The organism is Pseudomonas sp. 21615526 (genome assembly GCF_013386245.1).
Lineage (GTDB): Bacteria > Pseudomonadota > Gammaproteobacteria > Pseudomonadales > Pseudomonadaceae > Aquipseudomonas.
In genome coordinates, this window is record NZ_JACAOM010000101.1 from 15,840 (window position 1) to 29,104 (window position 13,265).

The following is a 13,265-nucleotide window of genomic DNA, read 5'->3' on the forward strand; positions in this document are numbered from 1 at the left end:
CAGGGCACTACTGCACGCGGTTCGCGGGTGGGTAATAGAAAATGTCATAAACCCCGGTTTCTCCCTCAAGCCCGTGTTCATCATATGCCGACAAGCGAACGTGATAGAACGATGCTTTCAGCCCAGTGAAGCGCATTTGCGGCTTGTCGGAGAAGTTTTCCTGCTTGATGTTCAGAAACTCCTTATCGGTCGCGACCTGGGCCCGGTAGCGCTGGGCCCCGGCCAATGGCCGCAGGAACAGGGTCCAGACAGGCGCATCGCCCTTTTGACCGTCCTGGCCGACCAACCGTGGCGCATCAAGCAGTTCCACGGGTTTGAGTTCACCTTGTTTCTTGAAGGCCAGGCCCTGCCGCGCACCAACCTTTACTTCACCAGAGACTGGACCGGTAATGGGCTTCTTCTTGATAGGGCGCGGGCTCGGTGGAGCGTCATCACGATTGACCGCCACTTGCCCGTTGAGTACTTCCACCAGCGATTGTTCGCCATCGTTACGCACACGGAAATGCGTGCCGCGTACCCCCAGAACGCCCACCGGGGTCATGATCTGGAAACGGTCATAGTCGCTGGCACGCTTGATCACGTAAGCCTCGACCTGACCTTCTTCAAGAATCACCTGGGGAATGGATTGCTCCTCGACCAGATGCAATCGGACCTGGGAGCTGGAGGGCAAGACAATCCGCGAGCCGTCCCCCAGCAACAGGCTGACAAATGCGCCCGATGAGGTTTTCACGCTTTCTTGTTCATCAATGAACATGCCTTCTTCCAGGGCCGCGGACACACCCTTGGCATCCAGTTTCCAGGCTTCCCCCGTGAGGTGCTGCACCACTGCCGGAAGCGGTTGCGCGCGGCACATCCGGTTGTCGTCGATATAGGGTGCACGGGGAGGGGCAGGGCGTGCCAAGGCCGGAAGACTCACTACGCCAAGCGTAACGATCAGGCCCGAACTCAACAGCGTAGAAGCGGCAGAGCGGAATCGGCAGGGGAAAAAGGTCATGGCGCTCATCAAGATTCTAGTTCTAATGGGTCATCAGAAAGCACTTTCAGGCAGCGTCTTGCAGCGGGAAGACCTTGAGTACCGTCTACGATACTCGATGAGGTATCCAGTCGATAGCCGAAATATCTGGGAGCGTGAGATCCATTGCAGAAGATGACACGTCCCTGTGTCGGAGCACTTCCGTCGCTCCAATCCGTGTGTCATCCAGCGAGAGCGAATTTACCTACAACATAGGTGCATCGGACCGATTCGCAACATTTGTTCAGATTTGCGGGTACTTAAAATACCCAACGTTGGGTCTGCTGCTGTTCGCTGAGTTGCTGAAACGGTGAACGGGCGAAGCCCATGCCATTGCCGGGCTCACTCAAAGTCTGCCGTTCCTCGAACGGCATAGGTATCGCCGGCTTATTGGCCCCGACCGTTTCCGTGCCCAGCGTAGCAACCATCACCACCAATACCAGTCTTCCCCATACATCAACCTTCCCCAGAACGGCCATACGTCTCGAAACAGCATAAAACCAGATTGCCATTGATCCTTTTCCTGAAGGTCTCGAGCCGGTATCTTCCCAGCTTGGGTGTTGACGATTTCCAATGGCTTGCGGCCATTTGATATCAGCGTACCGAGAGATTCAGAGGGCCTGAGAATCTGGCCATAATTGTTCAGATTCGATGCCCGCATTCTTCAATAAGAAAGGACCCTGCCATGCGTGTCGCAATATTGGATGACGAACCTGCTGAACTGCGGCGGGTGGAACAGACACTGCGACAAATCCCCAGCGCTGCGGATCAGCCATGGACCCTGCACTGCTTCGAGCGTGGAGAAGACCTGCTGCGACAACTGCGCCGCGAGACCTTCGACTTGCTGATCCTTGACTGGCAACTGCCCGACCTCAGTGGCCTGGCATTGCTGCGCTGGACCCGCGAGCACATGGAAGCGCCGCCAGCCGCCATCATGCTTACCAGCCGCGATGCCGAGAGCGATATCGTCCAGGCGCTGAACAGTGGTGCCGATGATTACGTCAGCAAGCCGTTTCGTCCCAATGAGCTTAAGGCTCGGGTGAATGCCGTTCTGCGTCGCCACGGGTTGCAGAAGTCTGCAGCCAGTGAGGTGCATACCTTCAATGACCTGACCTTTGATGATGCTGAACTCACGGTGAGCAGGGCGGGAAAACCCATCAGCCTGACGGAGCGCGAATACCGCCTGGCGCGGTGCCTGTTTGAGAACCTGGCGCGGCCGCTGTCTCGAGAGTACCTGTATGAACGGTTCTGGACCCATGAGGAGATGGTGTCGTCGCGGCCGCTGGATACGCATATTTATCGGCTGCGGAATAAGCTCGGGCTGACGGCGGATCGGGGTTGGCAGTTGCTGACGATCTATGGGTACGGATATCGGTTGGAGAGTGTGACGGCGGCTTCCGAGGACTGAGATGTTCCACGTGGAGCATTTATAAAATGCTCATATCCAGCCCATAAAAAAGGCCAACGCTAAGCGTTGGCCTTTTTTGTTTTTGCGCTGCAACCTGATCAGAAGTCCAGGTTGGAAACCGCCAGGGCATTGCTCTCGATGAAGTCACGACGAGGCTCGACCGCATCACCCATCAGGGTGTTAAAGATCTGGTCCGCGCCAATGGCGTCTTCGATGGTCACGCGCAGCATGCGACGCTGGGCTGGGTCCATGGTGGTTTCCCACAGCTGATCCGGGTTCATTTCGCCCAGACCTTTGTATCGCTGAATGGTATGGCGCTTGGTGCTTTCCGCCATCAACCAGTCCAGGGCTTCCTTGAACTCTTTGACCGCTTTCTTGCGCTCGCCACGCTGAATGTAAGCACCGTCGTCCAGCAGGGTGCTCAGTTGCGCGCCGAGGGTAACAACCGTCTTGTAGTCGTTGCTGCCGAAGAAGTCGCGGTTGAAGGTGACGTAGTTCGACAGGCCGTGGGAAATCAGTTCGACCTCTGGCAGCCAGACGTTACGTTCACGGTCTTCACGCAGGCTGGCTTTGTAGACCAGGCCGGATTTTTCAACGGTACGCAGGCGGACTTCGTACTGGGCCAACCAAGCCTGCATGTGAGCATGATCACCCAACTGTTCCAGGCTGACGGATGGCAGGTAGATGAAGTGCTCGGTCAGCTCCTGAGGGTACAGGCGCGACAAACGCTTGAGGGTCTTCATCACCATGCGGAAGTCGTTTACCAGGCGCTCCAACGCTTCACCGGAGATGCCCGGGGCTTCGTCGTTCAAGTGCAGGCTCGCATCTTCCAGGGCCGACTGCGTCATGTACTCTTCCATGGCGTCGTCGTCTTTGATGTATTGCTCTTGCTTGCCTTTTTTCACTTTGTACAACGGTGGCTGGGCGATGTAGATGTAGCCACGCTCGATCAACTCCGGCAACTGACGGAAGAAGAACGTCAGCAGCAGGGTGCGGATGTGCGAACCGTCAACGTCAGCATCGGTCATGATGATGATGTTGTGATAGCGCAGCTTGTCGATGTTGTACTCATCGCGGCCGATGCCACAGCCCAGGGCGGTGATCAAGGTGCCGACTTCCTGCGAGGAAATCATCTTGTCGAAACGCGCCTTCTCGACGTTGAGGATCTTACCCTTCAACGGCAGGATGGCCTGGGTGCGACGGTTACGACCCTGCTTGGCGGAACCGCCAGCAGAGTCACCTTCCACCAGGTACAGTTCGGAGAGGGCAGGGTCTTTCTCCTGGCAGTCAGCCAGTTTGCCCGGCAGGCCGGCGATATCCAGCGCACCTTTACGACGGGTCATCTCACGGGCTTTACGCGCCGCTTCACGAGCCCGTGCTGCGTCGATCATCTTGCCGACAACCAGCTTGGCTTCGTTCGGGTTTTCCAGCAGGAAGTCGGAGAAGTACTTGCCCATTTCCTGTTCGACCGCTGTCTTCACTTCGGAGGACACCAGCTTGTCTTTGGTCTGGGAGCTGAACTTCGGATCCGGAACCTTGACCGAGATAATGGCGGTCAGGCCTTCGCGGGCATCGTCACCGGTGGTGGCGACTTTGTGTTTCTTCGCCAGGCCTTCCGCTTCGATGTAGGTGTTCAGGTTACGCGTCAGTGCAGAACGGAAACCCACCAGGTGAGTACCGCCATCGCGCTGAGGAATGTTGTTGGTGAAGCACAACAGGTTCTCGTTGAAGCTGTCGTTCCACTGCAGGGCGATTTCTACGCCGATGCCGTCTTCACGCTGGATGTTGAAGTGGAACACCTGATTGACCGCGGTCTTGTTGGTGTTCAGGTATTCAACGAACGCACGCAGACCGCCTTCGTACTTGAACAGCTCTTCCTTGCCGCTGCGTTCGTCCTTCAGGACGATACCCACACCGGAGTTCAGGAAAGACAGTTCACGAATCCGCTTGGCCAGAATGTCCCAGCTGAAGTGGATGTTCTTGAAGGTTTCAGCCGAAGGCTTGAAGTGAATCTGCGTACCAGTGCTTTCGCTGTCACCGACGATTTTCATCGGTTCCTGTGGAACACCATGAACGTAAGTCTGTTCCCAGATCTTGCCGCTACGACGTACAGTCAGGATCAGCTCTTCAGAAAGGGCGTTTACTACCGAAACACCTACACCGTGCAAACCGCCGGATACTTTATAGGAGTTATCGTCGAACTTACCGCCGGCGTGGAGCACGGTCATGATGACCTCTGCCGCCGAAACGCCTTCTTCTTTATGCACATCTACCGGAATGCCGCGACCGTTGTCGCGTACGGTGATGGATTCGTCCGGGTGGATGATGATGCTGATGTCGTCGCAGTGACCGGCCAAAGCTTCGTCGATCGAGTTATCGACCACCTCGAACACCATGTGGTGCAGACCGCTGCCATCATCGGTATCACCGATGTACATACCGGGACGTTTGCGTACGGCATCCAAACCTTTAAGCACTTTAATGCTGGTCGAGTCGTACGTATTCGTATTTTCTTCGCTCATGCCTTCACTCCCGATGGTCGTGGGTCTGGGTGATACGGCCTTGTTCCACGTGGAACAAAGCGACTGGCGTTTCCGTCTGCCAGCCTTCCCTCAATAATTCGTGGTCTACACAGGTGATAAACACCTGGCAGCGTAAGTCTTCCAACAAGCGGCATAACGCGCGGCGGTGCTGCTCGTCCAGTTCGGACGGCAAGTCATCCACCAGATAAATACATTGCCCGCGCCGGGCCTGGCTAACCAGATGCCCCTGGGCGATACGCAAAGCGCAGACCACCAACTTCTGCTGACCGCGGGACAAGATATCCGCAGCATTATGTGCGCCCAATCTAAGGCGCAAATCAGCCCGTTGTGGTCCGGCCTGGGTGTGACCAATTTGCTGATCCCGCTGCAAGGACGTCGCGAGCACTGCACTCAGTTCCCGGTCTTTGTCCCAACCACGGTAGTAGCTCAACGTCAGCCCCTCGAGTTCAAGTAACTCGCTCAAGGTCTGCTCAAAGACTGGTTTCAAGGCTTTGATATAGGCGCGGCGGTATTCATCTATTTCAGCGCTGGCCAGGCACAGTTCCCGGTCCCAAGCAGCTTGCGAAGCGGCGTCAAGTGTACCATGCCGCAGCCATGAGTTCCGCTGCCGCAGGGCCTTCTGCAGGCGCTGCCAAGTGGCCATGAAACGCGGTTCCACGTGGAACACTCCCCAATCGAGGAATTGCCTGCGGATTTTTGGCGCGCCTTCCAGCAAGCGGAAGCTGTCCGGGTTGATCAGTTGCAGCGGCAGGATTTCTGCCAGCTGCGCAGCACTACGAGCATTCTGCCCATCGATGCGGATTTGAAACTCCCCCTGACGATCACGAGAAATCCCCAGGCTGCTATGACCGCCTTCGGCCAATTCGACTTGGCCAAATACTGTGCACGCCAGTTGCTCGTACTGAATCACCGGCAACAAGCGGGCACTGCGAAAGGAACGAGCGAGCCCCAGCAGGTGAATGGCTTCCAGCACGCTGGTTTTGCCACTGCCGTTGGCGCCGTGGAGGATATTGATGCGGGGGGAGGGGGAGAAGGTCACCGGGTGCAAATTGCGCACCGCGGTGACCGAGACGCGACTGAGGGACATCTAGCTTCTGCTGAACATGATTACAGGCGCATCGGCATGACAACGTAAGCCGAGTCATCGTTGTCGGATTCTTGTACCAGGGCGCTGCTGTTGGAGTCAGACAGAATCAGGCGAACCTGTTCAGTGGTCATCACGCCCAGCACGTCCAACAGGTAGCTGACGTTGAAGCCGATTTCCAGGTTGCCGCCGTTGTAGTCGACGCCCACTTCTTCTTCCGCTTCTTCCTGCTCAGGGTTATTCGCCTGGATTTTCAGTTGGCCGTTGGCCAATTGCAGGCGGATACCACGGTATTTCTCGTTGGAAAGAATAGCGGTACGGCTGAACGCTTCACGCAGGGCCTGACGATCACCGATCACCAGCTTGTCGCCGCCTTTTGGCAGAACGCGCTCGTAATCCGGGAACTTGCCGTCAACCAGCTTGGAAGTGAAGGTGAACTCGCCAGTGGTCGCGCGGATGTGGTGCTGGCCCAGCACGATACTGACATTGCCATCCGGCTCGGTCAGCAGGCGCGCGAGTTCCAGAATACCTTTACGCGGCACGATCACCTGGTGGCGATCCGGCTGACCGATATCGGCCTTCATCGAGCACATGGCCAGACGGTGACCGTCGGTGGCTACGGCGCGGATGATGCCTTCGGAGACTTCCAGCAGCATGCCGTTAAGGTAATAACGCACGTCCTGCTGGGCCATGGCGAAGCTGGTGCGCTCGATCAAGCGGCGCAGTCGGCTTTGTTCCAGGCTGCAAGTCAGCGAGCCTGGGCCTTCTTCCACGGTCGGGAAGTCGTTGGCCGGCAAGGTCGACAGGGTGAAACGGCTGCGACCGGCCTTGACCACCAGCTTTTGCTCATCAACCTTGATGTCGATCAGCGCGTCGTTGGGCAGGCTTTTGCAGATGTCCATCAGCTTGCGCGCCGGCACGGTGATCTCGCCGGGTTCGGCGGGCTCTTCGAGCTGGACGCGACCGACCAGCTCGACTTCGAGGTCGGTACCGGTCAAGGACAATTGCTGGCCTTCGACAACCAGCAATACGTTGGAAAGCACCGGCAAGGTCTGTCGGCGCTCGACGACGCCTGCGACCAGTTGCAGGGGTTTCAACAGGGCTTCGCGTTGAATGGTGAAATGCATGGTCTAGTCCCTTGCCTTAATAAGCTGCGCTGGTGTTCATCAAGTAGTCAGTGTACGCAGCAGGTTCTTGTAGTCCTCGCGAATATCCGCGTCGGATTCCTTAAGTTCGTTGATCTTGCGGCACGCGTGCAAGACCGTGGTGTGGTCGCGACCGCCAAACACATCACCAATTTCCGGCAGGCTGTGGTTGGTCAGCTCTTTGGAGAGCGCCATCGCTACCTGGCGGGGACGTGCTACCGAGCGCGAACGGCGCTTGGACAGCAGGTCGGAAATCTTGATCTTGTAATACTCGGCCACGGTGCGCTGGATGTTATCCACACTCACCAGCTTGTCTTGCAACGCCAGCAGGTCTTTCAGGGATTCGCGAATCAGCTCGATGGTGATGTCACGACCCATGAAGTGCGAGTGAGCGATGACCCGCTTGAGTGCGCCTTCCAGTTCACGCACGTTGGAGCGAATGCGCTGGGCGATAAAGAACGCGGCGTCGTGCGGCAGGTCGACTTTGGCCTGGTCGGCCTTTTTCATCAGGATCGCGACGCGGGTTTCAAGCTCCGGCGGTTCTACCGCTACGGTCAGGCCCCAGCCGAAGCGCGACTTCAGGCGCTCTTCCAGGCCTTCGATTTCCTTCGGATAACGGTCACTGGTCAGGATGACCTGCTGGCCACCTTCGAGCAACGCGTTGAACGTGTGGAAAAACTCTTCCTGGGAACGTTCCTTGCGGGCGAAGAATTGAATGTCATCGATCAGCAAGGCATCAACGGAACGGTAGAACCGCTTGAACTCGTTGATGGCGTTTAGCTGCAACGCCTTGACCATATCGGCCACGAAGCGCTCCGAGTGCAGGTACACGACCTTGGCATTCGGGTTCTTCTTTAATAGGTGGTTACCCACGGCGTGCATCAAGTGAGTTTTACCCAAGCCAACGCCACCATAAAGGAAGAGCGGGTTGTAACCATGCTTGGGGTTGTCGGCGACCTGCCAGGCTGCCGCGCGGGCCAGCTGGTTGGATTTACCTTCGACAAAGTTCTCAAAGGTGAACGTGCGGTTCAGATAGCTGGTGTGCTTGAGCGCACCCTCTACCTGGACGGTGCGCTGTTCGGCACGAACCGGGGCCTGTTGTGAGCTGGCGCCGGCCATTGGGTCAAAGCTGTCGCGGGACGGCTCTTCATTTATAGGCGCGTTTTTCTGCGACGAGGATTTCGAAGGCGTCTGGGCGACCGGGGCTGGCGAGTTATTAACAGGTGCCGCAGCGGCCTGAGCCTGGGAGGCACTGGCTGCCAACGGTGCATTCGGCGCAGCACGAGGTGCCGAGCTACGTTTGCTGCCTATTAATAAGGAGAGCACCGGAGCAAGCCCGTTGCCATGTTCATCGAGTAATTCGAGAACGCGGCTCAGGTATTTCTCGTTGACCCAGTCGAGAACAAAACGATTGGGTGCGTAGACACGCAACTCGTCGCCTTCGGCTTCGACCTGTAGCGGACGGATCCAGGTGTTGAATTGCTGGGCAGGCAGCTCATCGCGCAAAAGCTCCACGCACTGCTGCCAAAGTTCCACTGACACGGATATCCCCTAAGTTGAAAGCCGGTGAGGCAAAAACAGCCGCCATTGTAGCGGCCAGCCGCCCACTTATCCACATGTAGGTTGCTCACAGGGCGCCAAGAATCAATGCCTTAACCGTAAAAAAGGCGACAAATGGTCTGTGCATAAGCTCTGTGGATAAGCGCCCCTAAGCTCGTTGTACAAGTGGGGTCGAAAGTCTGTGGGTAACTGGCCTGTGGATAACTAGCCATTCCACACACAGCTTATCCGATAGCGCAGCACAGGCAGAGCACCGTTTCTCCCCCGTGTTGTCATTCTCTGTACAGCCCGTAGAATATGGCCTCAAGGCAGTTATCCACAGAAGATGGGGTGCCTAGCTTTTATAAGCTTTACAGAAAAGCTTTAAATAACTTCCTTCTTTATTTTTATATCTATGGCATTGCTCGTGAAAGGCGAATCGCCCGGATTCGGTCCGCAGGCCTCCAGATATCTAATTAAAGGAAAAGCTGGTTGGAAATTGACCTAGAGGCTTGCTTTCTCTAGAATCGCCGGTCTCTTAAAACGGGGGCCATTCCGGCCCGTTGTGGACGAACCAGGTAACACGCCATGAAACGTACTTTCCAACCAAGCACCATCAAACGCGCCCGTACTCACGGCTTCCGTGCTCGCATGGCCACCAAGAACGGCCGTGCTGTCCTGTCGCGTCGCCGCGCCAAAGGTCGTGCGCGTCTGGCAGTTTGATAATCCGGTACTGGTGGTGAGTCAGGACTTCAGTCGGGAAAAGCGTCTGCTAACCCCCCGGCATTTCAAGGCAGTCTTTGACTCCCCCACCGGCAAGGTTCCGGGGAAAAATCTCCTGCTCCTTGCGCGTAACAACGATCTGGATCACCCCCGTCTCGGGTTGGTGATCGGCAAGAAGAGCGTAAAGCTCTCCGTTGAGCGCAATCGCCTCAAGCGTCTGATGCGCGAATCGTTTCGCCTCCACCAGGAAACTCTGGTTGGTTGGGATATTGTTATCGTCGCGCGCAAAGGCTTGGGGGACGTAGAAAACCCCGAATTGATTCAGCATTTCGGCAAGCTCTGGAAACGTTTGGCTCGTACCAACAAGCCAGCACCAGCTGTCAGCACCGAAACTGTAGGGGTAGACAGTACTGATGCGTAAACTGGCCCTCGTTCCGATCCAGTTTTACCGCTATGCCATTAGTCCCCTGATGGCAAACCACTGTCGTTTCTACCCCAGTTGTTCCTGCTACGCGTTGGAAGCCATAGAAAATCATGGCCTTCTGCGCGGTGGCTGGCTGACCTTTCGTCGTTTAGGTCGCTGTCATCCGTGGAATCCCGGTGGTTATGACCCGGTTCCGCCTATCCCTACCTCCCGTTCTTCTTCGATGGCCGAGTAATCATGGATATTAAACGCACGATCCTGATCGTCGCCCTGGCAATCGTGTCCTACTCTATGGTTCTTAAGTGGAACCAGGATTATGGCCAAGCTGCCCTGCCGACTCAGAATGTTGCTACCAATCAGTCGGCGCCGGCTATTCCGGATACGCCACTGGGTAACAATGCTGCCGCCAGTGCCGATGTACCCAGCGCGAATGCCGATACCAGTACCCCGGTAGAAACCCCGGTCGTCACCAATAAAGACCTCATCCATGTAAAAACGGATGTACTGGACCTGGCAATCGACCCACAGGGTGGTGATATCGCCCAGCTCAAGCTGCCGCTGTATCCACGTCGCCAAGACCATCCGGATGTTCCGTTCCAACTGTTCGATAACGGTGGCGAACGTGTATATCTGGCGCAAAGTGGCCTGACCGGTACTGACGGTCCGGATGCTCGTGCTACCGGTCGTCCGGTTTATTCGACCGAACAGAAGACTTATCAACTGGCCGATGGCCAGAACCAGTTGAACGTCGACCTGAAATTCAGTCACGACGGCGTCAACTACATCAAGCGTTTCAGCTTCACCCGCGGTTTGTACGATCTGAAAGTCACTTACCTGATCGACAACGAAAGCGCGAAGCCGTGGACGGGCAACCTGTTTGCCCAGCTCAAGCGTGACAACAGCGCCGATCCTTCTTCCAGCACTGCCACCGGCACCGCGACTTACCTGGGCGCAGCCCTGTGGACAAGTAGCGAGCCGTACAAAAAAGTGTCGATGAAAGATATCGACAAGGGCGCGCTGAAAGAAACCGTTCAAGGTGGCTGGGTTGCCTGGTTGCAACACTACTTCGTGACCGCATGGATCCCGAACAAAGGTGATGCCAACCTGGTTCAAACCCGCAAAGACAGCCAAGGCAACTACATCATTGGCTTTACTGGCCCGACGTTGACCGTCGCTCCGGGTGCCAAGGCTGAAGCCAGCGCCACGTTGTACGCCGGTCCGAAGAGCCAGGCAGTCCTCAAAGAGTTATCCCCAGGTCTGGAACTGACTGTGGATTACGGCATTCTGTGGTTCATTGCCCAGCCGATTTTCTGGCTGCTGCAACATATCCACAGCATTGTGGGTAACTGGGGCTTCTCGATCATCCTGCTGACCATGCTGATCAAGGGGATCTTCTTCCCACTGTCGGCTGCCAGCTACAAGTCGATGGCGCGTATGCGTGCCGTGGCCCCGAAACTGGCCGCGCTGAAAGAACAACATGGCGATGACCGGCAGAAAATGTCCCAGGCCATGATGGAGCTGTACAAGAAAGAGAAGATCAACCCGTTGGGTGGATGCTTGCCGATTCTGGTGCAGATGCCGGTGTTCCTGTCGTTGTACTGGGTGCTCCTGGAAAGCGTGGAAATGCGCCAGGCGCCGTTCATGCTGTGGATAACTGACCTGTCGATCAAAGACCCGTTCTTTATCCTGCCGATCATCATGGGCGCGACCATGTTCATCCAACAGCGTCTGAACCCGACTCCGCCGGACCCGATGCAGGCCAAGGTAATGAAAATGATGCCAATCATCTTCACCTTCTTCTTCCTGTGGTTCCCGGCTGGTCTGGTGCTGTACTGGGTGGTCAACAACTGCCTGTCGATCTCCCAACAGTGGTACATCACACGTAAAATCGAAGCGGCTACCAAAAAAGCCGAGGCGTAATTTACTCTGTGGATAACACCACTCAAGACGCCCCCTAGTGGGGCGTTTTGCTTTCTGTCACTTTTATCCGGGTACCCGCCATGAGCGCTCCTCGTGAAACCATCGCCGCTGTCGCCACCGCTCAAGGTCGTGGTGGTGTCGGTATCGTTCGTATTTCCGGGCCGCTCGCCAGCGTGGCGGCCCAGGCCATCAGCGGGCTGGAACTGAAGCCGAGGTATGCGCATTACGGGCCGTTTTTAGGTGCTGATGAAGAAGTGCTGGATGAAGGTATCGCCCTTTATTTCCCGGGGCCGAACTCCTTTACCGGCGAAGACGTCCTCGAGCTGCAAGGCCACGGCGGCCCGATCGTTCTGGACATGCTGCTGCAGCGTTGCCTGCAGTTGGGTTGCCGCCTGGCACGTCCGGGTGAATTCAGCGAACGCGCGTTCCTCAACGACAAACTCGACCTGGCCCAGGCCGAGGCGATTGCCGACCTGATCGAAGCCAGCTCTGCACAAGCTGCGCGCAATGCGTTGCGCTCGTTGCAGGGCGCGTTTTCCCTGCGTGTGCATAACCTCACCGAGCAATTGATCAGCTTGCGCATCTACGTGGAGGCCGCGATTGATTTCCCGGAGGAAGAAATCGACTTCCTTGCCGATGGCCATGTCCTGGCGATGCTGGATAAGGTTCGTGATGAGTTATCCACAGTGCTGCGCGAAGCCGGGCAAGGTGCCTTGCTGCGTGACGGTATGACCGTGGTGATTGCCGGCCGTCCCAACGCCGGCAAGTCGAGCCTGCTCAATGCCCTGGCCGGGCGAGAGGCCGCGATCGTCACCGAGATCGCCGGCACCACGCGGGATATCCTGCGCGAACATATCCACATCGATGGCATGCCCCTTCATGTGGTGGACACCGCTGGACTGCGTGACACCGATGACCAGGTGGAAAAGATCGGGGTGGAACGCGCGTTGAAGGCCATCACGGAAGCTGACCGCGTGTTGCTGGTGGTGGATGCCACCGCGCCAGAGGCTGCAGACCCGTTCGCACTGTGGCCGGAATTCCTCGAACAACGGCCGGACCCGGCCAAGGTCACGCTGATTCGCAACAAGGCTGACCTGACGGGCGAGGCAATTGCCCTGGAAGTCAGTGAAGATGGCCACGTGACAATCAGCTTGAGTGCCAAGGCTGCAGGAGAAGGGCTGGAACTGCTGCGCGATCATCTGAAAGCGTGCATGGGCTACGAGCAGACTTCGGAAAGCAGCTTCAGCGCTCGTCGCAGGCACCTGGAGGCACTGCGGCATGCCAGCGCCGCCCTTGAGCATGGCCGTGCGCAACTGACGCTGGCAGGAGCCGGTGAGCTGCTGGCTGAGGATTTACGCCAGGCGCAGCAGCTGTTGGGTGAGATCACCGGCGCATTCAGCTCCGATGATTTGTTGGGGCGGATCTTTTCAAGCTTCTGTATCGGGAAATAGGCGGTTATCCACAGCT

The 13,265-nt window shown here is 56.9% G+C and carries 12 protein-coding genes; 6 read left to right on the forward strand and 6 right to left on the reverse strand.

Annotated elements, in window-relative coordinates:
* Nucleotides 1-7: 7 nt before the first annotated feature.
* Both HX786_RS25325 and HX786_RS25330 read right to left on the reverse strand, forming a co-directional pair.
* A complete protein-coding gene (locus HX786_RS25325) occupies nucleotides 8-1,003 on the reverse strand; it encodes a FecR domain-containing protein (RefSeq protein ID WP_256735322.1) in 996 nt (331 codons plus the stop codon).
* Between the two features lie 269 nt (nucleotides 1,004-1,272).
* Nucleotides 1,273-1,524, reverse strand: a complete 252-nt coding sequence (locus tag HX786_RS25330) for a hypothetical protein (RefSeq protein WP_003213590.1) — start codon at nucleotides 1,522-1,524, stop codon at nucleotides 1,273-1,275.
* 173 nt (nucleotides 1,525-1,697) lie between these two features.
* Here HX786_RS25330 and HX786_RS25335 point away from each other — a divergent pair, with 173 nt between their 5' ends.
* A complete protein-coding gene (locus HX786_RS25335; RefSeq protein ID WP_003213588.1) occupies nucleotides 1,698-2,420 on the forward strand; it encodes a response regulator transcription factor in 723 nt (240 codons plus the stop codon).
* Between the two features lie 98 nt (nucleotides 2,421-2,518).
* Here HX786_RS25335 and gyrB read toward each other — a convergent pair whose 3' ends face one another.
* Genes gyrB through dnaA form a run of 4 tightly spaced genes read right to left on the reverse strand, consistent with a single transcriptional unit; the run spans nucleotide 2,519 to nucleotide 8,734 of the window.
* Nucleotides 2,519-4,942: a DNA topoisomerase (ATP-hydrolyzing) subunit B gene (gyrB, locus tag HX786_RS25340; protein ID WP_003213587.1), complete on the reverse strand. Its 2,424-nt coding sequence runs from the start codon at nucleotides 4,940-4,942 to the stop codon at nucleotides 2,519-2,521.
* 4 nt (nucleotides 4,943-4,946) lie between these two features.
* Nucleotides 4,947-6,050, reverse strand: a complete 1,104-nt coding sequence (gene recF, locus HX786_RS25345; RefSeq protein ID WP_003213585.1) for a DNA replication/repair protein RecF — start codon at nucleotides 6,048-6,050, stop codon at nucleotides 4,947-4,949.
* Nucleotides 6,051-6,070: 20 nt separating this feature from the next.
* A complete protein-coding gene (dnaN, locus tag HX786_RS25350) occupies nucleotides 6,071-7,174 on the reverse strand; it encodes a DNA polymerase III subunit beta (protein ID WP_003213582.1) in 1,104 nt (367 codons plus the stop codon).
* 39 nt (nucleotides 7,175-7,213) lie between these two features.
* Entirely contained in the window at nucleotides 7,214-8,734 is a 1,521-nt protein-coding gene (dnaA, locus tag HX786_RS25355) for a chromosomal replication initiator protein DnaA (RefSeq protein WP_032868695.1), read from the reverse strand.
* A 585-nt stretch (nucleotides 8,735-9,319) separates the two neighbouring features.
* Here dnaA and rpmH point away from each other — a divergent pair.
* The 5 genes from rpmH to mnmE all read left to right on the forward strand — a co-directional run bounded on the left by rpmH (nucleotide 9,320) and on the right by mnmE (nucleotide 13,249).
* On the forward strand, nucleotides 9,320-9,454 hold the full coding sequence (rpmH, locus tag HX786_RS25360; RefSeq protein WP_003213577.1) for a 50S ribosomal protein L34: 135 nt from the start codon (nucleotides 9,320-9,322) through the stop codon (nucleotides 9,452-9,454).
* 16 nt (nucleotides 9,455-9,470) lie between these two features.
* Nucleotides 9,471-9,875, forward strand: coding sequence for a ribonuclease P protein component (rnpA, locus tag HX786_RS25365; protein WP_010168490.1), 405 nt, complete (start codon nucleotides 9,471-9,473; stop codon nucleotides 9,873-9,875).
* Nucleotides 9,868-10,113 carry a membrane protein insertion efficiency factor YidD gene (gene yidD / locus HX786_RS25370; protein WP_003213574.1) on the forward strand — a complete coding sequence of 82 codons (246 nt, stop codon included), beginning with the start codon at nucleotides 9,868-9,870 and terminating at the stop codon, nucleotides 10,111-10,113. The genes rnpA and yidD overlap by 8 nt, the downstream gene beginning before the upstream one ends.
* Before the next feature lie 2 nt (nucleotides 10,114-10,115).
* Entirely contained in the window at nucleotides 10,116-11,798 is a 1,683-nt protein-coding gene (gene yidC, locus HX786_RS25375; RefSeq protein ID WP_003213572.1) for a membrane protein insertase YidC, read from the forward strand.
* Between the two features lie 80 nt (nucleotides 11,799-11,878).
* Nucleotides 11,879-13,249 (forward strand): tRNA uridine-5-carboxymethylaminomethyl(34) synthesis GTPase MnmE, encoded by a 1,371-nt coding sequence (gene mnmE / locus HX786_RS25380; protein ID WP_178912746.1) that lies wholly within the window; start codon nucleotides 11,879-11,881, stop codon nucleotides 13,247-13,249.
* The last annotated feature ends 16 nt before the right edge of the window (nucleotides 13,250-13,265 follow it).

Excerpts from the sequence above, each read along its gene's own strand:
- HX786_RS25325 (WP_256735322.1), bottom strand. The coding sequence starts at position 1,003 with ATGAGCGCCATGACCTTTTTCCCCTGCCGATTCCGCTCTGCCGCTTCT.
- HX786_RS25330 (WP_003213590.1), bottom strand. The coding sequence starts at position 1,524 with ATGGCAATCTGGTTTTATGCTGTTTCGAGACGTATGGCCGTTCTGGGG.
- HX786_RS25335 (WP_003213588.1), top strand. The coding sequence starts at position 1,698 with ATGCGTGTCGCAATATTGGATGACGAACCTGCTGAACTGCGGCGGGTG.
- gyrB (WP_003213587.1), bottom strand. The coding sequence starts at position 4,942 with ATGAGCGAAGAAAATACGAATACGTACGACTCGACCAGCATTAAAGTG.
- recF (WP_003213585.1), bottom strand. The coding sequence starts at position 6,050 with ATGTCCCTCAGTCGCGTCTCGGTCACCGCGGTGCGCAATTTGCACCCG.
- dnaN (WP_003213582.1), bottom strand. The coding sequence starts at position 7,174 with ATGCATTTCACCATTCAACGCGAAGCCCTGTTGAAACCCCTGCAACTG.
- rpmH (WP_003213577.1), top strand. The coding sequence starts at position 9,320 with ATGAAACGTACTTTCCAACCAAGCACCATCAAACGCGCCCGTACTCAC.
- yidD (WP_003213574.1), top strand. The coding sequence starts at position 9,868 with ATGCGTAAACTGGCCCTCGTTCCGATCCAGTTTTACCGCTATGCCATT.
- yidC (WP_003213572.1), top strand. The coding sequence starts at position 10,116 with ATGGATATTAAACGCACGATCCTGATCGTCGCCCTGGCAATCGTGTCC.
- mnmE (WP_178912746.1), top strand. The coding sequence starts at position 11,879 with ATGAGCGCTCCTCGTGAAACCATCGCCGCTGTCGCCACCGCTCAAGGT.